This is a genomic window from Alsobacter soli (genome assembly GCF_003004785.1).
GTDB lineage: Bacteria > Pseudomonadota > Alphaproteobacteria > Rhizobiales > Beijerinckiaceae > Alsobacter > Alsobacter soli.
In genome coordinates, this window is the sequence record NZ_PVZS01000003.1 from 40,075 (window position 1) to 64,854 (window position 24,780).

Genomic DNA, 24,780 nt, shown 5'->3' on the forward strand with positions numbered 1-24,780 from the left:
CCCTGACACCCACCATGGCCAGGGCGGAGCCCCCGGCCTTCGAGGAGGTTGAACCATGTCCCAGCCCAGCCGCGGACCCGGCGAGTTTTTCAGCTTCAAGGACCGGTACCGGATCCTTCATCTCTCCTGGCTCGCCTTCTTCGTCACCTTCATCGTCTGGTTCAATCACGCGCCCCTGATGGCGGCCATCCGCGACACCTTCAGGCTCAGCAACGAGCAGGTCGGCGCGATCCTGATTCTCAACGTTGCGCTCACGATCCCCGCCCGCATCCTGGTCGGCATGCTGGTGGACCGGCTCGGGCCGCGGACGTCGTTCAGCGCCATCCTGGCCGCGTCGGGCGTGCTCTGCCTCGCCTTCGCGGCGTCCACCAGCTTCGAGATGCTGGCGGTCACCCGCTTCCTGCTGGGCCTTTCCGGAGCGGGCTTCGTGGTCGGCATCCGGATGATTTCAGAGTGGTTCCCCGCCAGGCAGATGGGGCTCGCCCAGGGGATCTATGCGGGTCTTGGCAATTTCGGCTCGGCTGCGGCCGCCGTGCTGATGCCCGCGCTGGCGGCGCTGCTGGCGAGCTACGCGTCATGGCGCGCCGCCGTCGCGCTGACTGGCGTGATCGCCCTCGTGTATGGCGCGGTCTATTACCTCACCGTCACCGACACCCCGAAGGGCGCGACCTATTTCAAGCCGCAGAAGTCCGGCGCCATGGAGGTGACGAGCATCGGCGACATGGCGCTTTATGCGCTCGTCCAGCTTCCGATCTACGCCTCCCTCGGCGTGCTCGCCTGGCAGCTCGGCTTCGGCAAGCTGAGGCTCCTGTCGGAAGCCGCCACAATCGTTGCGTGGCTCGTGCTGGCCGGGCTCTATGCATGGCAGGCAGCGCAGATCTGGCGGGTGAACCGGGACGTCGTGCGCCAGCCAGTGCCGCCGCTTCACCGCTACCGCTTCGCCCAGGTCGCGATCCTGTGCCTCATGTATTTCGTCAGCTTCGGCGGCGAGCTCGCCGTCGTCTCCATGCTGCCGCTCTATGTGAAGGACACGTTCCAGCTGTCGCTGCAGGACGCAGGCATCGTCGCCGGGTGCTTCGCCGGAACGGCTTTCGTAACGCGGCCCATCGGCGGCTGGATGTCCGACCGCATCGGCCGGAAGCCGGCGCTCCTGATGGTGCTCGTGGGCATGGTGGCGGGCTATTGCGCCATGGCATTCATGGACGCCTCGCGCGGCCTCGCGTTCGCGCTCCCGGCGATGCTGCTGACCTCCATCTTCGTCAACAGCGCCAACGGAACGGTGTATGCGGTGCTGCCGATCATCAAGCGCCGGCTAACCGGCCAGATCGCCGGCCTCGCCGGGGCCTATGGCAACGTGGGCAGCGTGCTGTTCCTGCTCGTGTTCTCCGTCGGCGGGGCTTCCGCGCTGTTCCTGTCCATCGCGGCCTGCGCCGGCGCGACGCTCGTCCTCGTTCTCGCCTTCTTTCGCGAGCCGGAAGGCGCCATTGCGGAGGTGATGCCCGATGGCGCCGTGATGATGATCAGCGTGAGGTGACCTTGCGGGCGCCCGGATGCCCGCTGTCGGCGAGCACCGGGCCTTCCGGCTTCAGCAGTTGCCCTTCTTGGCCTGCCCGGGCGGGCAAAAGCCCTTGCGTTCCCACTTGGTCGGCGGTCGGCGATAGCCGCCCTCGCCATAGGGATCGTCGTAGCCGTATCTTGGCCGGTAGCCGTAGTCCGGCTGCTCCCAGCAGCGGCCCCATTGGTCGCAGACGGTGCGAACAGGCTCGATGGCGATGGGGTTGGCCAGCCCGGGCCACGGCATGGCCGACGCCGCCTGCGCCGAGGCGATGGCCGCGACGCCGCATCCAAGCAGAAGGGCGAATCTCATGGACGGTCCTCCGATTGACCCTGTCGGCGCTCAATCGACGCCGGAATGCGGCGGTTCCGTCAGGGAGAGCCCTTCGGCCAAAATGGCGGGCCCAATCCGCAGCGGGGCTCGCGCTCCGTGCGGAAGGACCCGCCCGCGCTGTACGCAGCATCAATCCGCCAGCGCCTTCCAACCGGGGTGGTCGAAATGCGCGCCATATGCGTCCAGGGCATTCACGACGGCGAGGGCTCCCTGTTCGCGGTTGTCGGCGGACTTCATGGCCGCGACCCCGTCGAGCATGTGGGTCAGCGCCAGGTGCAATTGAGAATCGGCCTCCTCGGGCAGCTTGCAGTTCGCCACGATGAAGTCGATGCGCCCCTGGACCGCGTCGGCGAGGGCGGCGTAGTCGCCGCCGCCGAACCGCCCCGCGTGAATACGGGGGAGCGCGTCGGACATCGACGCGCGGATGTCCGACATCCCGCCTCTCAGCGCAGCGTCGGTTGGCCATTTCCGGCCCTGGTCCAGGCTCATGGACTGGAGCGCGACGTCGCCGCCGGCATGTGAATGCTGCGAGAACGCCGTGGACAGAGCGGGGGCCGACAGCGCGACGGCCAAGGTTGCGGTCAGCACCAGAGTTCGCGCGGACATGGCAGGGCTCCTTTCTTTTCGAGGGCGGGCCGGCCTCAGCGAAGGGCCGCGCGGAGCATCTCGCCGGTCGCCGGATCGTAGGTCAGCTTGATCGGCAGCCCCGTGTCGTTGACGGCGCGCAGTTCCAGCCGGCCGTGCTCGTCTTCCACATGGCTGACGCGGTAGCCGAGCTCTTCCAGCGACTTGCGGATCTCCGCGCGAGCGCTGGACGCAGGGAAGTTTTCGCCGGAGACCGTGCGCTCGCCGGCGATGGTCGTTGTGGAGGCGCCGGCCGCGAGGGTGGCGAGGGCTGCGATGAGGATCGTGCGCATGGTGGTTCTCCCGAATGGGCTCCGGATCCGAAAGGTCCGGGCCGATGGGCGAGACCCTAGCGCGGGGGGCCTGTTGGCCCGCTGTTGAGCCATGTCAGCGTCTTGACAGGTCCTGGCGGACTACAGTGGCGCCATGCTTCACGCACTCGCCCGACTCGCGCTCGCGCTCGGCGTCGCCGCCGGCGCCCTCGCGCCCGCGCACGCGGATCGCGCGCGCGAGCAGGAGGACGCGCGCAAAGCCGTCGAGCGCGGCGAGGCCCTGCCTTTGGTCGAACTCCTTGGGCGGATCAGGGCGCAGCTGGGCGGGGAACTCGTGGGGGTGTCCTTCGAGCGCAAGCATGGACGCTGGGTCTACGAGTTCAAGGTCGTCGGAGAAGGCGGCCAGATCGAAGAGGTCTACGTCGACGCCGCCACGGCCGAGATCCTGAAGCGGGAGGGCCGCTGATGCGCATCCTGCTGGCCGAGGACGACGCCCGCATCGCCGGCAAGGTGAGCACGGTCCTCGAACGGGCCGGCTACGCCGTGGACGCGACCTCCGACGGCGAGGACGCCTGGTTCCGAGGCGACGTCGAGGACTACGACCTCGTCGTCCTGGACCTCGGACTGCCCAAGATGGACGGACTCGCCGTGCTCAAGAAATGGCGCGCGGCGGGACGCGCCCTGCCCGTGCTCATCCTTACTGCGCGCGGCGCCTGGGCCGAGCGGGTCGAGGGCATCGACGCCGGGGCCGACGATTACCTGTGCAAGCCCTTCGCCATGGAGGAGCTGCTCGCCCGGGTGCGCGCGCTGCTGCGGAGGGCCGCGGGCCGCTCCTCGTCCGTCATGACGGCCGGCCCGGTCACGCTGGACAGCCGCCAGATGCGCGTCTGGGTGAAGGACGAGCCCGTCGACCTCTCGCCCCTCGAATATCGCTGCCTCAGCTACCTGATGCACCACGCAGGGCGCGTGGTGTCGTCGGGCGAGCTCATGGAGCACCTCTACGCCCACGACCATGACCGCGAGCCGAACGCCGTCGAGGTCCTCATGGGACGGCTTCGCCGCAAGCTGGGCGTCGAGCTGATCGAGACGCGCCGCGGCTTCGGCTATTCGGTGCCGGAGCAGACGGCGCCGTGACGCGGGGCTCGCTCAAGCTCCGCCTCCTCGCGGCTGGAGCCGCTTCGGTCCTGCTGGCGCTGACGGTCGCCGGCCTTGGCCTCCTGCTCCTGTTCGAGCGTCACGTGGAGCGGCGCATCGCCCTGGAGCTCGCGGCCGATCTGCGCACTCTGGTGAGCAGCGTGGGACGAACCGAGGCCGGCGCCATCGAGGTCAGCGCGCCGCCCCTGGATCCGCGCTACAACGAGCCGCTCAGCGGCCGCTATTGGCAGATCGCGCCGGACCCGCCGGGCCCCGTTCTGCGTTCCCGCTCGCTCTGGGACGCGGTCCTGGATTTGCCCAAGGACAGCCTGGAGGATAGCCAGGTCCACGAGCACGTCATCCCCGGACCAGGCGGCCAGTCCCTCCTTGTGGTCGAGCGCTCCGTGGCGCTGCCGGCGCGCCTCGGAGGCGGACGCGTGCGCGCGGCGGTCGCCCTGGACCGTTCGGAGATCCACGCGGCCGGCCGGTCCTTCGCCTCCGACCTCGCGCCCTCCCTGGCCCTCCTGGCGGCGGCCCTGGTGCTCGGCGGCTGGATCCAGGTGGCGGTGGGCCTGCGACCCCTCGACGCCGTCCGGAGCCGCCTGAACGCCGTGCGGACCGGAGCCGGGCGTCGCCTGGGCTCGGATTTTCCGGACGAGGTGCGTCCGCTCGCGGCCGAGGTCGATCATCTTCTCGACGCCCAGGAAGCGGCGCTGAACCGCGCCCGCGGACGCGCCGCCGACCTCGCCCATGGCTTCAGGACGCCCCTCACGGTGCTCGCGGCGGATGCTGAAGAACTGCGGGCCCGCGGCGAGACAGCCCTGGCGCAGGAGATCGCGGATGTCACGGAAGGGCTGCGCGGCCATGTGGAGCGCGAGCTCGCCCGCGCCCGGGCCGGCGCCCATGCGGGATCCGGCAAGCCGCAGGCGCTTGCGCCCGTCATCGAGCGCGTTGTCTCGGTTCTGCGGCGGACGCCGACCGGACGACAGCTCATGTGGACGGTCGACGCCGGAGACCTGTCGGTCTGCGTCGACGGGCAGGATCTCGCCGAAATGCTCGGCAACCTGGCCGAGAACGCCGGCAAGTGGGCCGCCAGCCGCGTGCGGATCACCGCAAGGTCGGACGGCGGACCGGTGCTGCTCCGCGTCGAGGATGACGGCCCGGGGATCCCGCCACCGCAGGCCGAGGCCGCGCTGATGCGTGGCGCGAGGCTCGACCAGCGACAGCCCGGTTCGGGGCTGGGCCTCTCCATCGTGGAGGACCTGGCGCAGGCCTATGGCGCCGAGCTCGCGTTGCGGCGCTCAGACCTGGGCGGCCTGAACGCCGAAATCCGCTTCCCGGAGCCAACGGCCCAACTCGGCTCATAAGGCGCGCTTGCGCCCGGTGATCATGGCCTTCACGAGGTTCTCGCGATGGGCGAGCCCGGAGAGCACGACGCCGCTGACATGGAGGCCGATAAGACCCAAGGTCGCGTAGACGAGCGCTGCGTGGAGATCCTCAACCCACTCGGAGCCCCAGAAGCTGTCCGTGGTCATCATGAACCCGGTGGCGGAGATCCCCGCCAGCATCGTCAGGAGCGCGACGATCATCGCGCCGCCTGCCGGGTTGTGGCCCAGGAAACGGGGGGCCTTTCCGGCGGCCACCGCTCGGCAATAGGCGAGAACCGACGCGGGGCTGCGCACGAAATCGCCGAAGCGGGCGTGACGGGATCCGACGACACCCCAAAGCACGCGAAGCCCGACAAGGCCGGCGACCGCATATCCGGCCGCCACATGGACCCCTTCGATCTCGTCCCCGGTGACGAAGGCGAGCGCGAAAAGTCCGACCAGGCTCCAGTGGAAGACGCGCACGAAGGGGTCCCAGACCTGGACCACCTTCGGCGTGGCCGTGGCGGGCGGCTTCACGCCGCCGGCCTGGGCCGCTTCGCCAATCGCGGCCATGCGGGTCAGTCCTGGGCCACGATCGCGCCCGAGGTCGGGTCGAGGAAGAGCTCGACGCGCGCGCCCTTGGCGTCGAGCGCATAAACCTCGCCACAGGCAGCCTTCAGCTTCGCCTTCTGCACCTTGTAGCCCTGGCCTTCCACCTTGGCCTTGAGCGCGTCCAGGCTGAGCCACTGGTTTTCCGGTGCGGACGTGCAGGGGCGCCCGAGGCTGCTGGCCTGGGCGGCGGGGATGGACGAGACGGCCCCGGCGGCGACGGCGACGGCGAGCGGGATGATCTTGCGCATGTCTGTCTCTCTCTTTGTTCGGGCTCCGCGGGTCGCGGGGCCGACGAACCGCAGACTGGCGGACAGGGCCTGTTAGCGGGCTGATGAGCGATGTCAGCGAGTTGTCAGGTTCCGGATGGCTCGCGCAGACAAAATCCATGCGCCCGGCCAAGCCCCTCGCCACCAAGCGAGCACGACGCCTCCTTACCTCCCGGGTAATCGCTCCGCCCTCCGCGCCTCGGCATAGTGCCGGCGTCAACGAGGGAGACCGTCATGACCGCTTACGCCGTCGGCCACCTGCGCCACGTGAACATGGGCCCGGGCATAGTGCAGTATCTGGAAGGGATCGACGCCACCTTGGCGCCGTTCGGCGGATCGTTCCTGATCCATGGCGGCCGGCCCGAGGTGCTCGAGGGTGACTGGCGTGGCGACCTGATCGTGATCGCCTTCCCCGACATGGCGTCGGCCCGCGCCTGGTACGCCTCTCCCGCCTACCAGGCCATCCTGGCCTGCCGCACGGAGAACGCCGTCGGCGAGGTCCTGCTGGTCGAAGGCGTCGACCCCGAGCACAAGGCCACGGATGTCCTTTCGCCTCCAAGGGCAGCTTAGTTCGGAGGTGGCGGGAAGGGTTCGGGCCGTCCGAAGGGCTCAGCGGGTCAGGACGGCGCCCGAGGTCTTGGCGACGCTCGGGGCGCCGCACGAGGTCTGCAGCAGGTTCTCGTAAGACTGTCTGCCCGTGTTCGCCAGGACCAGGTAGCCCGGCGCCCCCGCCTGGGTCATCACGCCGAGCACCGCGACGTTGACGGTCGCCGGAGCCGGTTCGCCAGGAATTTGGCGGATCAACGCAAAGGGATTGAACCCGCCCGCGCTGGCGTCCGTCGCCAGGAACCAGTCACGACCGATGCGCCGCCATCGCGTCTGGGCCGCAGGAAGAAGCCGGGCGACGACGCCTCGGCCGCGCGGGCTGAGACAATCAACATGCACGTGCAATTGGTCCTGGCTTCGCACACGGGCCGAATTCACCACCATGCCGGCCCCGTCCCAACGCCCCGACGAGGCGCCCAGGGCGGTGCGCCACGCCAGGGCGGCGTAGTTCGCTCCGGCGGCGCCGGCCAGCGGTTCTGCCTCGACCCCGATCACGCGATCGGTCGGGACCACCAAGGTATGAGCCTGAGGCAGGGGCGGATCGACGACGGCGACGCTCACCCCCGCCGCCGTCTCGATGCTGCGGCACGGCAGAGCGACGCCGAAGGTCGCCTGGGCGAGCGCGCAGGCCCGCACGACCGTCCACAGGGCCTGGCGCGATTGCGCCTGCGCGGGGGACCCCAGGCACAGGGCCGCGACCGCAGCCGCGCCGATCGCCGCCAGCGCGGCGCCGCGCAACGCCGCGGCTCGCCGTAGGCCGGTTGCGGATCCCCGGGGCTTGCCCGACGCATAAGACGATTGGCCAAGGGCGGGCCCGCGCGCCGACATGATCGTCCTCACGGTGACGGCCCACGGGAACGGAGCCTGACCCCGTTCACATGGACCGCGAAGTCGGCGCAAAGGCGACCGGGCCGGATTCCAGGGCTGACCTGATCTGTTCCGCCAGCCCGTGGGCCAGGCAGCGGTAGCCGACATCGTTCATGTGGAAGCGATCGTCTGCGAGAGCCTGCAGGAGCTGGTCCTGTCCGGCCTTCGCCCAGCCGCGCATCATCTCGAACCGCTGGAAGACCGGCGCCCTGCTGGACTTCGCGACCCTCCGAACCGCGTCCACGAAGGATTCATAGCGAGCCTCGTCGCCGAGCTTCGGCGTGAACTGCTGGTCGACCAGGATCAGGTCTGCCTTGGCCCTGCGCACCACGTTGATCCCGGCGCGCAACCGGCGCTCGAAGGCGCCGAGGTCGACGCCAGCGACGGCGTCGTTGGTCCCCACCTGCCAGATCACGAGACCGTAGTGGCGGCTGGCGAGCGCCTGGCGCAGCCGCGCCAGCGTCGTGTCCGCCGTCTCGCCGCCGACGCCGGCGTTGACGACCTCCACCGCCACCCCTGGCATTGCGCTGGTGAGAGCCTGCTGGAGCACCGAGGGATAGCTGGAGGCCGGAGAGGACGCACCCACGCCCTGCGTGGACGATGAGCCGATCGCCAGGATCGCGGCGGAATGGTCCGCCTGCACCTGCTCCCGCAGGACAGGCAAGCGATCATGCAGCACGGCGGACGAGGCGCCGCATTGGAACGGAGCCGCGAATGCGGGCGCAGCGCCCAGGAGCGCAAGGCACAATGCTGTTGTCAGAACTCTCGACATCGGGCGTTTCCAACGTTTTCGGCCCCAGGTTGGAGGCCCGGGCCTGAACCCAACCTGAACAAAACATCGCGACTAGGTCCACTACGTGATGAACCCAAGGTTGCGACCAATCGTTCTTGCCTTCAGAAGGGCGCCTTCGCGGCGCTCTCTTCGAGTCGGCCAAGGCCCGGCCCGCGACACCGACGCACAAACTGGATTGTACTCATGACGGGACGCCCCGAACGTCTCCTGATCGTCGACGCGTGCCGCGGCTTGGCGCTGGCGACCATTTTCATCAACCACGTCCCCGGGACGTTGTTCGAGCGGTTCACGCACAAGAACTTCGGCCTGTCCGATTCCGCAGAAATCTTCGTGCTGCTCGCCGGCTTCGCGGCCGCCCTCGCCTACCTGCGTCCGTTCCGCGATGGCGACGTCGCCCGGCAGACCTTCCGCATGGTCTCCCGCGCGGTTCAAATCTATACCGCGCACCTCGCCGTGATCGCCATCTGCGGGGCGCTGGTGGCCTGGGCTTCGCTCGCCCTGCAGGATCCGCGGGTGCTCGAGGCCATGAATTTCGACGCGGTCGTCGCTGCGCCCATCGAGAGCATGGTGGGCATCGCCGCCCTTGGCCTGCAGCCGTCCTACCTCAACATCCTTCCGCTCTACGTCGTGCTGCTGTTGATGGCCCCGGCGCTGATGGCCCTCGTGGCGCTCAATCGCTGGGCGGCCCTCGCCGTCTCGGCTGCGATCTACGGCGCGGCCCAGGCGGGGTTCACGCCGCCGAGCTATCCCGGCATGGGGCAAGCCTGGTTCTTCAACCCCTTCGCCTGGCAGTTGCTGTTCACCACGGGCCTCTGCATGGGCGCGGCCGTCATCGACAAGCGCCCGCTGCGGCTGCCGCGCGCGGTTCTGCCGCTGAGCGTCGCCTACCTGCTGTTCGGCCTCGTGTGGAGGCAGCTGGAAATCTATCCGGACGGCGTGTTCGGCCTTCCGCGCTTCCTGTGGGACGACGACAAGCACCTGCTTTCGCTGCCGCGCTTCCTCCACGTGCTCTCTCTTACCGTCGTGGCGTCGTCGCTCCCCGTCGAAACCTGGCTCAGGCGCACCCCATGGACGGCGCCGCTCGGCTGGCTCGGCCGCCACTCGCTCCCCGTTTTCTGCGTCGGCACCATCTTGGCGATCTGTGGGCAGATGCTGAGAATAGCCGGGGACGGCGACGTCCGGGTGGATGTGGCCATCATCGTGGGCGGGCTCGTCCTGCAGATCGGACTGGCATGGGCATTGGAATGGAACCGCTCTGGCGCAAGCGCGCGCGTCGTGCCGGGCTTGGCTCAGCCGCAGCGCTGATCCTGGGCCTGCTCTGGACCGCGCCCTCGAGCGCCGAGGTGTCCCCTCGGTGCCGGGTCCCTGACGTCTACCTGTCCATGTCGGCGGACCTGAAGCGCACCGAGCGCCTGGTCGACCGGGCCCGCCCGGTCCGCGTCCTGGTGCTCGGCCCGGAGATCGGGGGGCCCTCGCCGCCCGAGAAGCGGCGTGTGCGCCTCCATCAGGAGTTGTCGACGAGGCTGCCGCAGACGGAATTCGAATTCCTGGACGAGACGCCTCAATCCGGACTGGCCGAAGCGGATTTCGGCAACATCCGCTCCGCGGTGGCGCGATTTGAGCCCGACCTCGTGCTCTGGCAGGTGGGCGGGGCGGACGCCATCGCGCTGTCGGACGCGGAAGCGTTCGGCCGCACCCTGTTCGATGCTGCGAAGTGGCTGAAGGAGCGCAACGTCGACCTGGTGCTCATCGATCCGCCCTTCGTGCCGCGCGTACCCCACGAGCAGATCTACTGGCGCATCGTGGGCAAGATCCGCGAGGTCTCCGATCGCGCGCGCCTGAACCTCGTGCAGCGCTACGCGGCGATGCAGTTCCTCGACTTCCAGCGCCAGAAGCTGAAGGAGGAGCCCGCCGACGCCGGATCGCGCCGGGTGTGCATGGCCGAGCTGGTGGCGGAAGCCATCGTGAAGGCCGTCACGCGCTAGCCCATGGGCATCGCAACGGACCGGACCCGGCCTGCGGGCGCGAAGGAACTTTCCCAGCGACGGTGACGTTGGCAGGCATTGCTACGAAGCCGGAGGGGGGCCTTGCACCACATCCGCGACGTTGCGGTCCTCGCCGCCATCCTGGTCCCGGTCTTCACCGCGGCGCGCGCCCAGTCCCCCGAAGCTCCGCCTGACACCATGGCCGAACGCGTCCTGGCCTGCGCGCCCTGCCACGGGGCCCAGGGCGAAGGGACGCGCGATCCCTACTTTCCGCGGCTCGCCGGCAAGCCCGCAGGATACCTGGCTAACCAGGTCATCGCCTTCCGGAACGGCCGCCGGCATTACCCGCCGATGAACTACCTCCTGGAGTTCCTGCCGCCCGACTACCTCAAGGAGATGGCGGAGTATTTCGCCAGCCTGAATCCGCCGCTTCCGCCTCCCGCCACGCCGGCGGTCGGGGAAGATGTGCTCAACCTCGGCAAGACGCTGGTGACGCAGGGCGACGCGGCGCGCAACATCCCGGCCTGCGTCAGCTGCCACGGGCCCAGCCTGACCGGGATGGAGCCCGGCATCCCGGGCCTGCTGGGCCTGCGCCCGAACTACATCAGCGCCCAGCTCGGGGCCTGGCGCTACGGCACGCGCACGGCGCTCGCGCCCGACTGCATGCAGATCGTCGCCGGCCACCTGACGGAGGCGGACGTCACCGCCATCACGGCCTGGCTGTCGTCGAGGCCGGCCCCGGAGAACCGCCGCTCCGTTCCGAAAGGAACCTATGCGCTGCCCTTCGCCTGTGGGAGCCAGCCGCAATGACGCGCAAGCTGATCCCCTCCCTGCGCGCCGCAGCCGCGCTCGCCCTCGCGCTTCTTCCTGGAGCCGCGCTGGCCCAGAACGGCGCGGCGCCGAAATCCAACGGCGACCTGATCGCCAAGGGCGAGTACCTCGCCCGCGCCGGCGACTGCATCGCCTGCCACACGGCGCCGGAGGGCCGGACCTTCGCGGGCGGGCGGCACATGCCCACGCCCTTCGGAACGCTGTTCACGTCCAACATCACGCCCGACCCGGAGACCGGGATCGGCAAATGGACCGCCGACCAGTTCTACGGGATGATGCACACGGGCCGCTCGCCGGATGGCGGGCTGCTCTACCCGGCGATGCCCTTCGGCTCCTACACCAAGGTGACCCGGGCCGACAGCGACGCCATCTACGCCTTCCTGATGTCGGTGCCGCCGGTGCGGCAGCCCAACCGACCGCATGACCTCAAGTTCCCCTACAACAACCGCCAGCTGATCCTGGGCTGGCGCACGCTGTTCTTCCGGGAGGGCGAGTTCAAGCCGGACCCGAACCAGTCGGCCGAGTGGAATCGCGGCGCCTACCTGGTCGAGGGACTCGGCCACTGCGGCATGTGCCACACGCCCATCAACGCGCTGGGCGGCAACAGCGAGTCCCAGGCCTTCCAGGGCGGCCTCATCCCCATGCAGAACTGGTACGCGCCCTCGCTCACCTCCAACCGCGAGGCCGGCGTGGGCGACTGGACCATCGAGGAGATCTCGGACCTGCTGCGCACCGGGGTGTCGCGCCGGGGCGCGGTCTACGGCCCCATGGCCGAGGTCACCTACAACAGCCTGCAATACCTGACGCCCGAGGACACGCGGGCCATGGCGGTCTACCTGAAGAGCCTTGGCCAGGAGCCTCCCAGCCCCGCGACGTCCACCGTGCCGCGCGCGGAAAGCAGCCTGCTGCTATCGCTTGGCAAGACCGTCTACGACCAGCACTGCGCCGCATGCCACGGCGCCCAGGGCCAGGGCAAGCCGCCACACTACCCGCCTCTGGCGGGCAACCAGTCGATCCAGATGTCCTCCGCCGTGAACCCGATCCGCATGGTGCTGAACGGCGGCTACCCGCCAGGCACGGCCGGCAATCCGCGGCCCTACGGCATGCCGCCTTTCGCGCAGACGTTGTCGGACAACGAGGTCGCGGCGGTGGTGACCTATATCCGCACGTCCTGGGGCAACCGCGGCGCCGCGGTTGCTGCCGCCGAAGCCAACCAGCTCCGATCCGCCCCGCTGGACTGACGCCATGCTGAACTCGCCTCCCCTCCGCGACCGAGACGAGGCCGACGACCGCGAGATCGGCGCCATCGTGCGCGCCGGCCCCCACGGCGCCGTGACGCTCGCCGCCATCGCGACAGCCATCGTGGTGGCCTGCTGGTTCGCCTTCTACCTGTTCGTGTTCCTGCCCCGGGGGTGACCGTCCATGACCACCCAGGACCATGACGTCGAGGAGGCCCGGGTCGCCGAGCGGGTGGAGCGGCGCTGGGCGACCCTCTCGATCGCCATCATCGTCGTGCTCGCGGGCGCCGCCGCCTTCGCGGGAATTCACCAGGCCACCATGCCCCAGGGCCGGGTCGAGACGATCCAGCCGCAGATCATCCACCTCTCGGGCGAATTCACGGAAGCCAACCTGGGCAGCGCGGCCGAGCCGGACGGCTCCGTGACGGTGCGGGCGGTGGGCCAGCAATACAGTTTCACCCCCCAGTGCATGGTGGTCCCGGCCGACACGCCCGTCGTGTTCCGCGCCACGAGCCCGGACGTGGTGCACGGCTTCCTGATCCAGGGCACCAACATCAACACCATGCTGGTGCCGGGCTACGTCTCCGAGATCCCGGCCCGCTTCAAGCAGCCCGGCGAGCACCTGATGCCGTGCCAGGAGTTCTGCGGCGTGGGGCATGAGGGCATGTGGGCCAAGGTCAAGGTCGTGGACCGGACCGAGTTCCTCACCATGAGCAGCAAGAACCGGAGGGTCACCTGTGTTGAATAGCAGGAGGCTGGTGCTCGCCCATTTCTGGCTGGCCTTCACGGTGTTCGGCCTCGCCCTCGTGCTCGGGGCCTGGCAGATGTTCATCCGCAGCCCCCTGCACACCTGGATCAGCAATCCCGAGTGGTACTACCGCTCGCTGACGGCCCACGGCACGGTGATGGGCTACGTCTTTCCGACGCTGGTGGCCATGGGCTTCGGCTACGCCATCAGCGAGGTGTCGCTGAACCAGCCCCTCATCGGGCGCAAATGGGCCTGGGCCGGTTTCTGGCTGATCGTGGTCGGCGCCGTGATGGCCATGATCCCGGTCGCGCTCGGCCGCGCATCGGTGCTCTATACGTTCTACCCGCCGCTGATCGGCAGCCCCTTCTACTACCTGGGCGTCGTGCTCGTGGTCGTGGGCTCCTGGATCTGGGTGGCCCTCATGTCGGTCAACCTGCACGCCTGGAAGAAGGCCAACCCGGGCGCGCCCGTGCCGCTGCCCATGTTCGCCAATGTGGCCGGCTCGTATCTCTGGGGCTGGACGGCCGTGGGCGCCGCGCTCGAGCTGCTGCTGCAGATCCTGCCGGTCGCCTTCGGGCTCAAGTCGACGATCGACGCCGGCCTGTCGCGCGTCTTCTTCTCCTGGACGCTGCACGCCATCGTGTATTTCTGGCTGATGCCGACCTACATCGCCTACTACACGATCGTCCCGCGGGCGATCGGCGGGAAGGTCTACAGCGACACCATGGCCCGGATCTCGTTCATCCTGTTCCTGGTCGTCGCCATGCCGATCGGCATGCACCACACTTTCGCCGACCCGCAGGTCGGCGCCGGCTTCAAGTTCATCCACTCGGCTTTCACGGCCCTCGTCGCTCTGCCGACCCTGCTGACCGTTTTCACGATCTGCGCCTCGGTGGAGATCGCCGCCCGCATGCGGGGTGGACGCGGGCCGCTCGGCTGGATCCGGGCGCTGCCCTGGTCCAACCCGATCATGCTGGCGGTCGCCTTTTCCTTCGTGATGCTCGGCTTCGGCGGCGCCGGCGGGCTCATCAACATGAGCTACCAACTCGACACGACCATTCACAACACCCAGTGGATCACCGGCCACTTCCACCTGATCTTCGGGGGCGCGATCGTGATCATGTATTTCGCGATCGCCTACGACCTATGGCCCCACCTGACTGGCCGGGCGATGCGCGATCTCGGACTCATGCGCCTGCAGCTGTGGCTGTGGTTCGTCGGCATGATTGTGACCACCTTCCCCTGGCACTGGGTCGGCATCCTCGGCATGCCGCGGCGCATGGCCTATTACGACTACACGGACCCGGCGGTGGCGCCGCAGGCGGTCTCGGTGATGCTGTCGGCCATCGGCGGATTCATCCTTCTGGCGTCCGGCCTGCTCTTCATCGTCATTCTCCTGCGCGCCCAGCGCGCGCCGCGAGAAGAAGCCGGGCTTTATCGCTTCTCGGCCGCCCTGCATCCGCCGGTGGCCGTGCCGGCGCTCAACAGCTACGCGCTCTGGATTGCCCTGATGGTCGGCCTCACGGTCACCAACTATGGCTTCCCCATCGCCCAGTTGGCGCTGCGCAGCGACACCTCCGTGCCGGCCGTCTACGTGGGAGCCAACCCATGAGCGACGACAACGTCCTGTCTCCAAGGGACCCATGGTTCCGTCGGGCCGTCGGCATCACGGCCGGAATTTTCGTCCTTACAGCCCTCGGCGGCTTCATCGTGCTGCCTTACGCCCAGCCGGAGCTCAAGGTCTCTGGCCTCTGGGACGCGATCTGCAGCGCGGCGGGCGTGGTGCGGACATCCTCCGCCCAGGCGCCTGTCCAGCCCGACCCGAAGCTGACCAAGGTCGTGATCACCTCGGCCCTGCCGGCCACCCCGGCGCCAGACGCCATCGGGCGCGGGGCGACGCTCGCGCAGCAATGCGCCATCTGCCATGGCCCCACCGGGGTGAGCCGGGCCGACTCCCCGAACCTCGCCGGGCAGTACGCGGCGTCCATCTACAAGCAGCTGGCTGACTTCAAGAACGGCGCCCGCGTGAACGCCATCATGTCGCCCTTCGCGGCGAACCTGAGCGAGCGCGACATGCAGGACCTCGCGGCCTATTACGCCTACCTGCCGCGCCTGCCCGGCTACCATCCGCAGCAGAGCCAGCCTGCCCCGAAGATCGTGATCAACGGCGCGCCGATGCGGGGCGTGGCGCCTTGCGGCTCCTGCCACGGCGCGCTCGACAACAAGACCGGCAGCCCCTGGCTGGAAGGCCAGCCGGCGGCCTACGTGAAGGCGCAGCTCCAGGCCTTCGCCTCGGGCGAGCGCCGCAACGACATCAGCCAGCAGATGCGCAACATCGCCCGGCGCATGACGCCCGAGGAAATCGACCAGGCGGCCGAGTGGTACGCCTCGCAGCCGCCGACGCTGATCCATACGAACTGACGACGCTGGCGCCGCCTACAAGTCGCCGCGCCGAGCCAGCGCCCTGATGCGATCGGCGGTTCGGCACGCGATCGCCTGGATGGTCAGGGACGGGTTCGCGCCGCCCACGGTCGGGAACACCGACCCGTCGCAGATCCACAGGTTGGGAATGTCCCAGGAGCGGCAGTCGCCGTTGACCACGCTGGTCCGGGGATCGTCGCCCATGCGCGCCGTGCCGTTGAGATGGCAGGTGTCGTCCTCCTGGTCCCAGATCTCGCGGGCGCCCGCGGCTTCGAGCGCCTTGCGCATGAAGCCGAGCGCGTGACGGTTCACCCGCTTGTCGTTGTCGCACCAGGAGTAGGTGACGCGGGCGATGGGGAGCCCCAGCGCGTCCTTCTCGTCGGCCAGGGTCACGCGGTTGCGCTCCTGCGGCATGTACTCGCTGACCACCTTGAGGCCGACGCTGTGGTTGTAGCGCTGCATCTCGTCCATGAGCGCCTCGCCCCAAAGGCCGCGCGCGCCCGCCTGGACACCGGCCCAGAGCACCGGCAGCGGGCCCTGGCTCATGTAGCTGTAGCCGCCGAAGAAGTCCTTGCCGCGGTCCTCGTAATTCCAGTGCTCCGTGATCGCCAGGGAGGGCGGCCCCTTGTAGGAGCGGATCTCCTCGTCCATGACGCCCCAGCAGGCCTGGTTGCCCTGGACTGTGAGGTAGCGGCCGACCAGGCCCGACGAGTTCGCGAGCCCGCCCGGATAGCGCTCGTTCGCCGACATCAGCAGCAGCCGCGGGGTCTCGATGGCGTAGCCCGCCACGACCACGTTGCGCGCCTTCTGGAAACGCCACTGGCCCTCGCGGTGGTAGTGGACGCCGCTGGCGAGCCCGGCCGCATCCGTCTCGATGCGGCCCACCATGGCGAGATCCCGGACTTCCGCGCCGGCCCGCAGCGCCCGCGGCAGCCAGGTGACGAGTACGCTCTGCTTGGCGTTGGTGGAGCAGCCGAGCGTGCAGAAGCCCCGATAGACGCAGGGCGGCGAGGCGCCGCGCGGCGCCGAGACCGTGGCGAGCGGCGTCGGCGCCCAGGAGATCCCGAGCGCCTCGGCGCCGCGCGCCAGCACCTTGGCGGCGGCGTTGAGCTCGTGCTCCCGGTAGGGATAGCGCGGCCGCTTCGGACCCCACGGATAGGTGACCGGGCCGGCGATCTTCAGCGCCTGCTCGACTTCCGTGTAGTAGTCCCACATCTCCCGCCAATCGAGCGGCCAGTCGGCCCCATAGCCCAGCAGAGTGCGGGACTTGAACCACTCCGGCCGGAACCGGAGCGACACCATGGCGAAGTGCACGGTGGAGCCGCCGACCGACTTGCCGGAGTTGTTGGCCCCGAGCTGGAGCGGGTTCTCGCCGTCGACGATCCGCTCGTCGGTCCAAAACAGCTTGGTCTGTTCCTGCTCGTCGGAGGCGAAGTCCTCCAGGGGCCGCCAGTACGGCCCGGCATCGAAGGCCACCACGGAAAATCCCGCCTCGGCCAGGCGGCAGGCCAGGGTCCCTCCCCCGGCGCCCGTGCCCACGATGGCGAAGTCCACCGGCTCGGACTCAGGATACTCCCGCATGGGCGTCCAGGCGCCGAGCCGGAACACGTCCGGCGCCCGGCCGTTCCTGGCCCGCGGCGCGCGCATGGGGTCGTCCGGCGCCGCCCGGTTCGCCCGCGGCTCACCGTCCCACACGGAGGTTCTCCCGGAGCGCTTCGTTTTCCTGCCCAGGCTTCGCCTCGGCGGCCTCCCAGGGATCGCGCGCGTCGAAGTCCATTCGCACGTAGCCGCGTGGGCTCGCGGGACCACCAAACCCGATCTCGCTCCAGGCTGTCGGGTGGGCGTAGTAGCTCTTCACCACGTCAGGGATGACGCGCATGCGGAAGAAAAGGTCGCAGGGCATCCCGCCCCAGGCGGCATGCTTCAGAGAGCCGCCCTCCATGGCCCGGATCAGGGCGTCCTGCCGCTCCGGCGCGAGCGCGTCGAAGGAGGCGCCGTCCGCCGACTGCGCTTCCGCGTCGAGCGCCGCGAGCCCGCGCCGCCAGGCTTCGCCAAGGGCCGGAAGGTCGATGTGACGAAAGCCGTCGCGGGCGTCCTCCAGCGCCTTGTGGTCAACCATCGCGGCGACCGGAACCGGCGATGCCCGGCCTTCAGGTTGAGGCACGATGCGGGCGCAGAGCGCCTTCAGGACCGCCCATTCCCGGGCGTCGAAGAAGCGCGGCTCGTCCGTGATGGCGAGGCGCCGTTCGATCACGGCCCGGGTCTGTTCGTTCCAGGACGGGGTGTCGCGCTTGTTCAGCACGTCATAGCCGGGAAAGACGTCACGCATCGGGGTGGTCCTTGAGGAGGTCGAGCGCGGCCAGGCCTGCGAGCGCCAGGCCAGTGAAGCTGGGCGGCGCCGGCAGGGGCGGCCCGTTCAGCAGGTTCTGCCGCCAGTTGCTCCAGCCGCCCATGTTGCGGTGAACGCCGTAGGCGTGGAACGCCGGCCCGACGAAACCCATCAGGGCGGTCAGCCGCAGCCACAGGCGGGCCAGGCGGCTGCGGCTGCGCGAGGGGCTGAACGCCGCCCGCGCGGTGAGCGCCGCCGCGACCGGCGGGAGGCTGACGGGCAGGAGCATGAAAGGGTTGTGGAACGCGCCGCGGAAATGCAGCAGCCCCGCTTCGCCGGTCGTGCCCACAAGGCCGACCGCGGCGAGCGCCGCCAGGAGACGCGCCGCCGGACGGCCCAACACCGTCGGGGTCCTCCCGGGAGGCGTGCCGCGAACCCGTTCGGCGGCCGCGCCCAGCAGGCCCGAAAGGGCGATGGCCGTCGGCGCGCCGAGCGGGGCGCCATAGAAGAGGTTCTGCCAGTCCAGGCCGCCCGTCCGCTTGAGTACGTTGTAGAGGTGGAAGCCCGTTCCGACGCCGCCCGTCGCGGCGGCCACAACATAGGTGGCGTGGCGCACGCGATGGCGCCCGCGATGCGGGTCCCCCAGCCCGTGCGCGCTGACGACGAGCGTCAGCGCGGACACCGCGAGGGGCGCGAACATGGCGGGGTTCTTGAAGTCTCCCCGATCGTGCTCCATGGCGCTGTCGGCCAGCACGGCGGCGGCCAGCACGCCGGCTGCGCGGTTCAGGCGCCGCCCGGCCCGGACGGTCGGCGGCTCGCCCGGCGCCCGCGGCGGTCCCGAAGAGGTCGTGGTGCGGGCCAGGAGAGCGGCCGCGGCCACGCCGAGTCCTGCCGCGCCCAGGCCCAGCCCGATCTGGCCCCACCCCACTTGCCGGCCCGAGGTCATCAGTTCACGCGACACGCCATTGCTCCGCGTCGGAGGCCTTGAGCGTGAGACCGTGGCCGGCACGGCTGAGGTCGGGACGGATGGCGCCCTCGTGCGGCGCCGGCGCGCCGTCGAACAGCATGCCCTCGATCCGCGCGTGGTCGTGGAACCACTCCAGATGCCGCAGCCTCGGAACGGCGCAGGCGACCGGCAGGTGGAGAGCCGGCCCGCAATGGCCCGAGAGGTCGACATGGAACGCCTCCGCCAGGGCCCCGGCCTGGAGGAAGGCCGTGTAGCCGCCGCAGCGGGTCACATCCGCCTGGAGCACGTCCACGCACCCGGCCTGGAGCCAGTGGCGGAAGTCGTCGAGGGCGTAGCCGTATTCCCCGGCCGCGATGTCCATGCGGCCCGGCGCCCTCGCGCGGACCTGGGCGAGACCCGGCCAGTCGTCCGACGAGACGGGTTCCTCGAACCAGCGCACGTCCGCCTCGCTGGCGAAGACCTCCGCCAGGCCCAGCGCCTGCCTTGGCGAGAAGGCGCCGTTGGCGTCCACGAACAGGGCGGCGTCGCCGATCGCGCGCTTGGCGGCTCGGACCCGTTCCGGGTCGCGCTCCGGCTCGGAGCCAATCTTCATCTTGACCCAGCGGCAGCCCTCGCGCTCCACCCAGCCGGCGAGCTGCGCCGCCAGCCGGGCGTCGTCATAGGTCGTGAAGCCGCCCGAGCCGTAGATGGGCGCAGCGTCCCGGGCCCGCCCGAACAGCAGCGCCAGCGGCAGTCCCAGGAGCCGCGCCTTGAGGTCCCAGAGCGCCGTATCCACCGCCGAGATGGCGGTGGCCGCGAGCCCGCTGCGGCCGATGTTGCGCACCGCGACCGTCATGGCGCGCCACGCGGCCGGCGGGTCCATGGCGTCCATGCTCTGGACTGTCTGCGCCAGTGGCCCGGCGATCAGCGGCACGGCCGCCTCGCTCGTGTAGGTGTAGCCAAGGCCGGTCTGGCCCCCGCCGTCCACCTCGACGGCGACGAGCGTGGTGGAGCGCCACGCGAAGGTGCCGTCCGCCTCTGGCGCGTCCGTCGGGATCTTGTAGGCCCGGGCCCGGACAGCCCCGACCGGCGCTGTCGGGACCTGTTTCATGACTTGTCCGAGGGAAGGACGCTGCTGAGCACCTGCCTGGCGGTGTCGATGATGACGTTGCCCTCGTCCGGGTCGCCCTTGATCAGGGAGGACGCGAACTTGCGCGCCTGGTCCAGCGAGATGTGGGACGGCAGCGGCGGCACGTTCGGGTCGGTCTTCACCTCCAGGACGCACGGCATGCCGGCGCTCAGGGCCTCCTCCCAGGCTGGGCCCAGCTTCTCGGGGTCGTCCACGTAGAGGCCTTTCAGGCCGATCAGCTCCGCGAACTTGTGGTAGGGCACGTTCGGGATGTCTTGGGACGCCTCGAATTTCGGGTCCCCCTCCATGGCCCGCTGCTCCCAGGTGACCTGGTTCAGGTCCTCGTTGTTCCAGACGCAGCAGACCCAGGTCCTGTTGGACCAGCGCTTCCAGTATTTGGCCACCGTGATGAGCTCGGCCATGTTGTTCATCTGCATGGCCCCGTCGCCGACGAGAGCCACCACCGGCCGGTCCGGGTGGGCGAACTTCGCCGCGATGGCGTAGGGCACGGCGGCTCCCATGGAGGCGAGCCCGCCGGACAGCGAGCACATCATGCCGCGGCGGATACGCACGTCGCGGGCGTACCAGTTGGCGCAGGAGCCCGAGTCCGAGGTGATGATGGCGCGGTCCGGCAGGCGCGGCGACAGCTCCCAGGCGACCCGCTGGGGATTGACCGGGCTTGCGGCCGCCATGGCCCGGTCCTTCATGGTTATCCACCAATCGTCCATCCCGGACGCGATCCGCTTGCGCCAGGAGTCGTCTGTCTTCTGCTGAAGCATCGGCAGGAGCAGCCGGAGCGTCTCGGCGGAGTCGCCTACGAGGTTGACCTCCATCGGATAGCGGATGCTCAGCATGTCGGGCTTGATGTCGATCTGCACGCCTCGCGCCTGGCCCTCCTTCGGCAGGAACTCGGCATAGGGGAAGCCCGAGCCGATCATCAGCAGCGTGTCGCACTCGGTCATCATGTCCCAGGACGGCTTCGTGCCGAGGATCCCGATGGAGCCCGTGACCCAGGGCAGGTCATCCGGCAGCGCGGCCTTGCCGAGCAGCGCCTTGGCCGCCCCGGCCTGGAGCCTGTCCGCCACGGCGATCACCTCATCCGTCGCGCGCAGCGCGCCGGCTCCGACCAGGATGGCGACCTTCTTCCCGGCGTTGAGGACTTCCGCCGCGCGGCGCAGGTCCGCCTCGTAGGGCGTCACCTTGGGCGCTGCGTAACCCACGCCCGAGTGAATCGTGCCGTGCTTGCGGGGCGGTTCCTCGTAGGGCATCTCCTGCAGGTCGTTTGGGAAGATGATCGCCGTCACCTTGCGTTCGCCGATCGCGATGCGGATGGCCCTGTCGACGAGGTGGCGGGTCTGCGCCGGGGCGGAGGCCTGCTGCACGAAGGCTCCGGCCACATCCTTGTACAGGCTTTGGAGCTCGACCTCCTGCTGGTAGTGGCCGCCGAGAGCGGTCGTGGCCTGCTGGCCCGCGATGGCCAGCACGGGTTGATGGTCGAGCCGGGCGTCGTACATGCCGGTCACCAGGTGGGAGCCGCCCGGTCCGGAGGTCGCCATGCAGACTCCGAGCTCGCCGGTGAACTTGGCGTAGGCGGAGGCCATGAAGGCCGCCATCTCCTCATGCCGCGCCTGGATGAACTCGATGCCGTGGCTGTCGCGGTTCATGGCGCCGAGCAACCCGTTGATGCCGTCGCCGGGGTAACCGAAGACCAGCTTCACGCCCCAGGCGCTCATGCGCTCCCAAAAGAAATCGCCGACCGTCTTGCTCATCACGATGTCCTGAAAACAGCGTTGGCGCCGCGCGGAGCGGCATGCGCGTCGGGAGGGCAACGCCGTGGACCGGGAATGCGGCATGGGGCAGGCCCGAATTTCTGTTCGGCGCGGGACACAGATTCGCGAGACGGCTCGGCCGCAACGACCCAAGCCCTCGTTCCGTTCTCAAAGGCGAAGACCAACAGGATCGGAAAAACATGGACGAACGCACAGGCGGCTTTCCCGACGCTGCCGCCGGAACACGCCGGCCCGCGCCGGTTTGCGTCATCACCGGCGCGTCGGCCGGAGTAGGCCGGGCCACCGCGCTCGCCTTCGCGCGCCGGGGCTGGCGCGTGGGGCTGATCGCGCGGGGCGAGCGGGGACTGGCCAGCGCCGCCCGGGATGTCGAGGCGACCGGGGGCGAGGCGCTCGCCCTGCCGCTCGACGTGGCCGACGCCCAGGCCGTGCGGGACGCGGCCGAAAAGATCGCTCGCCAGTGGGGCGCGATCGACGTTTGGATCAACAACGCCATGGCCACGGTGTTCGGCCGCGTGGACGACGTCACGGCCGACGAGTTCCGGCGAGTGACCGAGGTCACCTACCTGGGACAGGTGCACGGGACCCTGGCGGCGCTCCGCCACATGCGCCAGCGCGGAAGCGGAACCATCGTCCAGGTCGGCTCGGCCCTCGCCTACCGCTCCATTCCGCTCCAGTCCGCCTATTGCGCCGCCAAGGCGGCGGTGCGCGGCTTCACGGACTCGCTTCGGTGCGAGTTGGCCCACGAGGGCAGCCCGATCCGACTCACGATGGTCCAATTGCCTGCCGTGAACACGCCCCAGTTCGACTGGGCCCGCAACCGCCTGGGCCGCCGCCTCCAGCCCGTTCCTCCGATCCACCAGCCAGAACCGGTTGCGGAAGAGATCGTCCGCGCCGCCCTCACCGCACCGCGCGAGCTCTGGATCGGCGGGTCCACCATGGAGGCGATCGCCGGCACGATGGCCGCCCCCGGCCTGCTGGACCACTATCTCGGCCGGATGGCCTGGGATGGCCAGATGACTCCGGAACCTGCCGATGGCTCCCCCGATGGCAACCTGTTCGCGCCCGTGGACAGCGATCCCGGCGCCCATGGCCGCTTCGACGGACGCAGCGCCGGACGGGTCGCCGCCTTGTCCCCCGCGGTGGCCCGCGCCGGCCTGCTGCTCGGTGCGGTTGGGGTCGGGCTTGCGGCGTGGGCCGCAGGGCGCCGTGGCTCCTGAGCCAGCGCTTCCGCGGCAGTCCCTATGAAGCGGCCGGACCGTTCTCGTCCAGCATGGCGACGAGTTGCGCCTTGATTGTCTTGCCTAGCGCTGTCTTGGGCAGCGCGCCCATGAACCTGACATGTCCCGGGCGCTCGAACGCGGCGAGCCGGCCTTCGAGAAACTGCTTCAGTTCCTGCTCCGTCAGCCGGCCGTCCGGCCGCAGCACGACGAAGGCGGCCAGGCGCCCTTCCTGGGCGCCTGCCGTCGGTCCGATCACAGCGGCGTCGGCTACGGACGGGTGCGCGCGGATTGCGTCCTCGACGACCCGGGGGAAGACATGGCGCCCATGGACCGAGACCAGGTCCTTCAGGCGATCGACCACGAACAGGTAGCCGTCGTCGTCCAGCGAGCCGAGGTCTCCCGTTCGCAACCAACCGTCGCGAAAAACGGCTGCGGTCTCCCCGGGCGCATTCCAATAACCGGCCATCACCTGGGGCCCCGCCACGCAGATCTCCCCGACCTGCCCGGCGGCCATAACGATCTCGGGCGCGCTCGGATCCACGATGCGAAGGCGTGTCCCCGGGAGGGGCAGGCCCGCCGAGGCGGGCTTGGCAGGCACGTCGAGGGATCCACAGGTCACCACGGGCCCGCACTCTGTCAGTCCATATCCCTGCAGCACGCGGACGCCGGTCGCAGCCCGGAAGGCGTCCGCCAGCGCTGGATCGAGGGGGTCGCCTCCCGAGATGCAAACCTTGAGACTGCTGAGATCGGCCTTGGCGAGCTTGGGACGCATCAGCAACGCCCGGAACATGGCCGGAACGCCGAGCAGCATGGTGGCGCGCCGACTCTCCATCACCGAGATCAACCCATCGGCGTCGAAGCGCGGCAGCAGGACCAGTTCGGCGCCAAGCGCCACGCCAAACAGCATCGCGCCCGTCATGCCGAAGGCGTGGAAGAACGGAAGCACGGCGACGATCTTGTCCGCCCCCGCCTCCGCCTGGGTGAACCAGCGCGCAAGCTGCACCGCGTTCGCGTGCAGGGCGCGATGCGTGAGGACCACGCCCTTAGGAAGTCCTGTCGTGCCCCCGGTATATTGCAGAACGGCGATGTCGCCCGGATCCCTTCCCGTGGTCGTTGGCTCCCCGCCAAGGCTCTCCAGCCGGCGATATCGCGGATCGTTCGCCGGGATCTTTCCCCTGCCCCCAAACGGGCTCCAGCCGAAGATCAGCCTGCGCAGCCCTCCCAGCATCTCGCCTACATCGGCCACGAGGCAGCGATCGATCGCGCCTTCCTCCATCAGGTGCTCGGCGACGGCGAGGTGCGCGGCGAGATTGAGCACGACAAGGGTGTCCGCTCCGGAGTCCCGCGCCTGCCGCGTGATCTCGGGAATGGCCAGCAGGGGATTGAAGTTGACCACGACGCCGCCGGCCTTGAGCACGCCAAAAAAGGCCGCGACGGCAGCGACGCTGTTCGGGAGCATCAGACCGACCCGGTCGCCCGGCTGGAGGCCTTCCCCTTGCAGCCCGCCGCAGATGCGGTCCGCCTTGCTGGCCAGATCTGCATAGGTGACCGCTCCGCGTTCCGACCAGCAGGCGACATGGTCGGCGAAGCGGCTGCAAGCTGCTTCGAGCAGGTCCTCCACGCGGCCCGGCGAGATGGGCGCCGCCCAATCTACGGTCGGCGGGTAGACGGGAGCCGGGACGCCGACGATGGGGATCATGGAAGCAGTCCGATG

At 69.6% G+C, this 24,780-nt stretch carries 27 protein-coding genes; 14 read left to right on the forward strand and 13 right to left on the reverse strand.

Features of this window, described 5'->3' with window-relative positions; genetic code table 11:
* The first annotated feature begins 55 nt into the window (after positions 1-55).
* Complete coding sequence (locus SLNSH_RS03185) at positions 56-1,534, forward strand: MFS transporter (protein ID WP_106335222.1); 1,479 nt, start codon at positions 56-58, stop codon at positions 1,532-1,534.
* A 51-nt stretch (positions 1,535-1,585) separates the two neighbouring features.
* Here SLNSH_RS03185 and SLNSH_RS03190 read toward each other — a convergent pair whose 3' ends face one another.
* From SLNSH_RS03190 to SLNSH_RS03200, 3 genes are all read right to left on the reverse strand, one after another.
* Entirely contained in the window at positions 1,586-1,867 is a 282-nt protein-coding gene (locus SLNSH_RS03190) for a hypothetical protein (protein ID WP_106335223.1), read from the reverse strand.
* A gap of 150 nt (positions 1,868-2,017) precedes the next feature.
* Complete coding sequence (locus tag SLNSH_RS03195) at positions 2,018-2,494, reverse strand: hypothetical protein (RefSeq protein WP_106335224.1); 477 nt, start codon at positions 2,492-2,494, stop codon at positions 2,018-2,020.
* A 35-nt stretch (positions 2,495-2,529) separates the two neighbouring features.
* Positions 2,530-2,805 carry a PepSY domain-containing protein gene (locus SLNSH_RS03200; RefSeq protein WP_158266656.1) on the reverse strand — a complete coding sequence of 92 codons (276 nt, stop codon included), beginning with the start codon at positions 2,803-2,805 and terminating at the stop codon, positions 2,530-2,532.
* Between the two features lie 133 nt (positions 2,806-2,938).
* Between SLNSH_RS03200 and SLNSH_RS03205 the strand changes: the two genes are divergently transcribed.
* From SLNSH_RS03205 to SLNSH_RS03215, 3 genes are read left to right on the forward strand one after another with little or no spacing between them, the layout of a single operon-like run.
* On the forward strand, positions 2,939-3,250 hold the full coding sequence (locus SLNSH_RS03205) for a PepSY domain-containing protein (protein WP_106335226.1): 312 nt from the start codon (positions 2,939-2,941) through the stop codon (positions 3,248-3,250).
* Positions 3,250-3,918, forward strand: coding sequence for a response regulator transcription factor (locus SLNSH_RS03210; RefSeq protein ID WP_106335227.1), 669 nt, complete (start codon positions 3,250-3,252; stop codon positions 3,916-3,918). Before SLNSH_RS03205 ends, SLNSH_RS03210 begins: the two co-directional genes overlap by 1 nt.
* Positions 3,915-5,285, forward strand: a complete 1,371-nt coding sequence (locus tag SLNSH_RS03215; protein WP_106335228.1) for a sensor histidine kinase — start codon at positions 3,915-3,917, stop codon at positions 5,283-5,285. The genes SLNSH_RS03210 and SLNSH_RS03215 overlap by 4 nt, the downstream gene beginning before the upstream one ends.
* On the opposite strand, the gene SLNSH_RS03220 is transcribed toward SLNSH_RS03215, so the two are convergent.
* On the reverse strand, positions 5,280-5,858 hold the full coding sequence (locus SLNSH_RS03220; RefSeq protein ID WP_106335229.1) for a cytochrome b/b6 domain-containing protein: 579 nt from the start codon (positions 5,856-5,858) through the stop codon (positions 5,280-5,282). The two genes, SLNSH_RS03215 and SLNSH_RS03220, sit on opposite strands and share 6 nt — an antisense overlap.
* A 5-nt stretch (positions 5,859-5,863) precedes the next feature.
* Entirely contained in the window at positions 5,864-6,145 is a 282-nt protein-coding gene (locus SLNSH_RS03225; RefSeq protein ID WP_106335230.1) for a PepSY domain-containing protein, read from the reverse strand.
* A 252-nt stretch (positions 6,146-6,397) separates the two neighbouring features.
* Here SLNSH_RS03225 and SLNSH_RS03230 point away from each other — a divergent pair, with 252 nt between their 5' ends.
* Positions 6,398-6,733: a DUF1330 domain-containing protein gene (locus tag SLNSH_RS03230; protein WP_106335231.1), complete on the forward strand. Its 336-nt coding sequence runs from the start codon at positions 6,398-6,400 to the stop codon at positions 6,731-6,733.
* 39 nt (positions 6,734-6,772) lie between these two features.
* On the opposite strand, the gene SLNSH_RS03235 is transcribed toward SLNSH_RS03230, so the two are convergent.
* Together SLNSH_RS03235 and SLNSH_RS03240 are read right to left on the reverse strand one after the other, a co-directional pair.
* Positions 6,773-7,507, reverse strand: coding sequence for a CDP-diacylglycerol diphosphatase (locus tag SLNSH_RS03235; RefSeq protein ID WP_158266657.1), 735 nt, complete (start codon positions 7,505-7,507; stop codon positions 6,773-6,775).
* A 136-nt stretch (positions 7,508-7,643) separates the two neighbouring features.
* Positions 7,644-8,408 (reverse strand): SGNH/GDSL hydrolase family protein, encoded by a 765-nt coding sequence (locus tag SLNSH_RS03240; protein ID WP_106335426.1) that lies wholly within the window; start codon positions 8,406-8,408, stop codon positions 7,644-7,646.
* Positions 8,409-8,612: 204 nt separating this feature from the next.
* Here SLNSH_RS03240 and SLNSH_RS03245 point away from each other — a divergent pair, with 204 nt between their 5' ends.
* The 8 genes from SLNSH_RS03245 to SLNSH_RS03275 all read left to right on the forward strand — a co-directional run bounded on the left by SLNSH_RS03245 (position 8,613) and on the right by SLNSH_RS03275 (position 15,652).
* Complete coding sequence (locus SLNSH_RS03245; RefSeq protein WP_158266658.1) at positions 8,613-9,734, forward strand: OpgC family protein; 1,122 nt, start codon at positions 8,613-8,615, stop codon at positions 9,732-9,734.
* Between the two features lie 38 nt (positions 9,735-9,772).
* Positions 9,773-10,414 (forward strand): SGNH/GDSL hydrolase family protein, encoded by a 642-nt coding sequence (locus tag SLNSH_RS03250; RefSeq protein ID WP_146140183.1) that lies wholly within the window; start codon positions 9,773-9,775, stop codon positions 10,412-10,414.
* Between the two features lie 138 nt (positions 10,415-10,552).
* The gene (locus SLNSH_RS03255; protein ID WP_425352969.1) at positions 10,553-11,224 is read left to right on the forward strand and encodes a c-type cytochrome; all 672 of its coding nucleotides are present in this window, start codon (positions 10,553-10,555) and stop codon (positions 11,222-11,224) included.
* Complete coding sequence (locus SLNSH_RS03260) at positions 11,221-12,486, forward strand: c-type cytochrome (RefSeq protein WP_106335235.1); 1,266 nt, start codon at positions 11,221-11,223, stop codon at positions 12,484-12,486. Before SLNSH_RS03255 ends, SLNSH_RS03260 begins: the two co-directional genes overlap by 4 nt.
* A 4-nt stretch (positions 12,487-12,490) precedes the next feature.
* Complete coding sequence (locus SLNSH_RS25125; protein ID WP_196240207.1) at positions 12,491-12,661, forward strand: hypothetical protein; 171 nt, start codon at positions 12,491-12,493, stop codon at positions 12,659-12,661.
* 6 nt (positions 12,662-12,667) lie between these two features.
* Complete coding sequence (locus tag SLNSH_RS03265) at positions 12,668-13,231, forward strand: cupredoxin domain-containing protein (RefSeq protein WP_106335236.1); 564 nt, start codon at positions 12,668-12,670, stop codon at positions 13,229-13,231.
* Positions 13,221-14,843, forward strand: coding sequence for a b(o/a)3-type cytochrome-c oxidase subunit 1 (locus SLNSH_RS03270; protein WP_106335237.1), 1,623 nt, complete (start codon positions 13,221-13,223; stop codon positions 14,841-14,843). The genes SLNSH_RS03265 and SLNSH_RS03270 overlap by 11 nt, the downstream gene beginning before the upstream one ends.
* Positions 14,840-15,652 (forward strand): c-type cytochrome, encoded by an 813-nt coding sequence (locus SLNSH_RS03275; protein ID WP_106335238.1) that lies wholly within the window; start codon positions 14,840-14,842, stop codon positions 15,650-15,652. The genes SLNSH_RS03270 and SLNSH_RS03275 overlap by 4 nt, the downstream gene beginning before the upstream one ends.
* 15 nt (positions 15,653-15,667) lie before the next feature.
* On the opposite strand, the gene SLNSH_RS03280 is transcribed toward SLNSH_RS03275, so the two are convergent.
* From SLNSH_RS03280 to SLNSH_RS03300, 5 genes are read right to left on the reverse strand one after another with little or no spacing between them, the layout of a single operon-like run.
* Positions 15,668-17,299, reverse strand: a complete 1,632-nt coding sequence (locus SLNSH_RS03280; RefSeq protein ID WP_106335428.1) for a GMC family oxidoreductase — start codon at positions 17,297-17,299, stop codon at positions 15,668-15,670.
* Positions 17,300-17,333: 34 nt separating this feature from the next.
* Positions 17,334-17,981 carry a gluconate 2-dehydrogenase subunit 3 family protein gene (locus SLNSH_RS03285; RefSeq protein WP_106335239.1) on the reverse strand — a complete coding sequence of 216 codons (648 nt, stop codon included), beginning with the start codon at positions 17,979-17,981 and terminating at the stop codon, positions 17,334-17,336.
* Positions 17,974-18,942, reverse strand: a complete 969-nt coding sequence (locus SLNSH_RS03290; protein ID WP_245422012.1) for a hypothetical protein — start codon at positions 18,940-18,942, stop codon at positions 17,974-17,976. Before SLNSH_RS03290 ends, SLNSH_RS03285 begins: the two co-directional genes overlap by 8 nt.
* Positions 18,932-20,038 carry an enolase C-terminal domain-like protein gene (locus tag SLNSH_RS03295; protein ID WP_106335240.1) on the reverse strand — a complete coding sequence of 369 codons (1,107 nt, stop codon included), beginning with the start codon at positions 20,036-20,038 and terminating at the stop codon, positions 18,932-18,934. Before SLNSH_RS03295 ends, SLNSH_RS03290 begins: the two co-directional genes overlap by 11 nt.
* Positions 20,035-21,825, reverse strand: coding sequence for a thiamine pyrophosphate-requiring protein (locus SLNSH_RS03300; protein ID WP_106335241.1), 1,791 nt, complete (start codon positions 21,823-21,825; stop codon positions 20,035-20,037). The genes SLNSH_RS03295 and SLNSH_RS03300 overlap by 4 nt, the downstream gene beginning before the upstream one ends.
* Before the next feature lie 200 nt (positions 21,826-22,025).
* On the opposite strand from SLNSH_RS03300, the gene SLNSH_RS03305 reads away from it, so the two are divergent.
* Positions 22,026-23,063 (forward strand): SDR family oxidoreductase, encoded by a 1,038-nt coding sequence (locus SLNSH_RS03305; protein WP_106335242.1) that lies wholly within the window; start codon positions 22,026-22,028, stop codon positions 23,061-23,063.
* Positions 23,064-23,085: 22 nt separating this feature from the next.
* On the opposite strand, the gene SLNSH_RS03310 is transcribed toward SLNSH_RS03305, so the two are convergent.
* On the reverse strand, positions 23,086-24,765 hold the full coding sequence (locus SLNSH_RS03310) for an AMP-binding protein (protein ID WP_106335243.1): 1,680 nt from the start codon (positions 24,763-24,765) through the stop codon (positions 23,086-23,088).
* Positions 24,766-24,780 lie beyond the last annotated feature (15 nt).

Excerpts from the sequence above, each read along its gene's own strand:
- SLNSH_RS25125 (WP_196240207.1), top strand. The coding sequence starts at position 12,491 with ATGCTGAACTCGCCTCCCCTCCGCGACCGAGACGAGGCCGACGACCGC.
- SLNSH_RS03295 (WP_106335240.1), bottom strand. The coding sequence starts at position 20,038 with ATGAAACAGGTCCCGACAGCGCCGGTCGGGGCTGTCCGGGCCCGGGCC.
- SLNSH_RS03210 (WP_106335227.1), top strand. The coding sequence starts at position 3,250 with ATGCGCATCCTGCTGGCCGAGGACGACGCCCGCATCGCCGGCAAGGTG.
- SLNSH_RS03280 (WP_106335428.1), bottom strand. The coding sequence starts at position 17,299 with ATGCGCGCGCCGCGGGCCAGGAACGGCCGGGCGCCGGACGTGTTCCGG.
- SLNSH_RS03220 (WP_106335229.1), bottom strand. The coding sequence starts at position 5,858 with ATGGCCGCGATTGGCGAAGCGGCCCAGGCCGGCGGCGTGAAGCCGCCC.
- SLNSH_RS03305 (WP_106335242.1), top strand. The coding sequence starts at position 22,026 with ATGGACGAACGCACAGGCGGCTTTCCCGACGCTGCCGCCGGAACACGC.
- SLNSH_RS03205 (WP_106335226.1), top strand. The coding sequence starts at position 2,939 with ATGCTTCACGCACTCGCCCGACTCGCGCTCGCGCTCGGCGTCGCCGCC.
- SLNSH_RS03265 (WP_106335236.1), top strand. The coding sequence starts at position 12,668 with ATGACCACCCAGGACCATGACGTCGAGGAGGCCCGGGTCGCCGAGCGG.
- SLNSH_RS03225 (WP_106335230.1), bottom strand. The coding sequence starts at position 6,145 with ATGCGCAAGATCATCCCGCTCGCCGTCGCCGTCGCCGCCGGGGCCGTC.
- SLNSH_RS03200 (WP_158266656.1), bottom strand. The coding sequence starts at position 2,805 with ATGCGCACGATCCTCATCGCAGCCCTCGCCACCCTCGCGGCCGGCGCC.
- SLNSH_RS03185 (WP_106335222.1), top strand. The coding sequence starts at position 56 with ATGTCCCAGCCCAGCCGCGGACCCGGCGAGTTTTTCAGCTTCAAGGAC.
- SLNSH_RS03230 (WP_106335231.1), top strand. The coding sequence starts at position 6,398 with ATGACCGCTTACGCCGTCGGCCACCTGCGCCACGTGAACATGGGCCCG.
- SLNSH_RS03310 (WP_106335243.1), bottom strand. The coding sequence starts at position 24,765 with ATGATCCCCATCGTCGGCGTCCCGGCTCCCGTCTACCCGCCGACCGTA.
- SLNSH_RS03190 (WP_106335223.1), bottom strand. The coding sequence starts at position 1,867 with ATGAGATTCGCCCTTCTGCTTGGATGCGGCGTCGCGGCCATCGCCTCG.
- SLNSH_RS03260 (WP_106335235.1), top strand. The coding sequence starts at position 11,221 with ATGACGCGCAAGCTGATCCCCTCCCTGCGCGCCGCAGCCGCGCTCGCC.
- SLNSH_RS03195 (WP_106335224.1), bottom strand. The coding sequence starts at position 2,494 with ATGTCCGCGCGAACTCTGGTGCTGACCGCAACCTTGGCCGTCGCGCTG.
- SLNSH_RS03300 (WP_106335241.1), bottom strand. The coding sequence starts at position 21,825 with ATGAGCAAGACGGTCGGCGATTTCTTTTGGGAGCGCATGAGCGCCTGG.
- SLNSH_RS03275 (WP_106335238.1), top strand. The coding sequence starts at position 14,840 with ATGAGCGACGACAACGTCCTGTCTCCAAGGGACCCATGGTTCCGTCGG.
- SLNSH_RS03240 (WP_106335426.1), bottom strand. The coding sequence starts at position 8,408 with ATGTCGAGAGTTCTGACAACAGCATTGTGCCTTGCGCTCCTGGGCGCT.
- SLNSH_RS03245 (WP_158266658.1), top strand. The coding sequence starts at position 8,613 with ATGACGGGACGCCCCGAACGTCTCCTGATCGTCGACGCGTGCCGCGGC.
- SLNSH_RS03285 (WP_106335239.1), bottom strand. The coding sequence starts at position 17,981 with ATGCGTGACGTCTTTCCCGGCTATGACGTGCTGAACAAGCGCGACACC.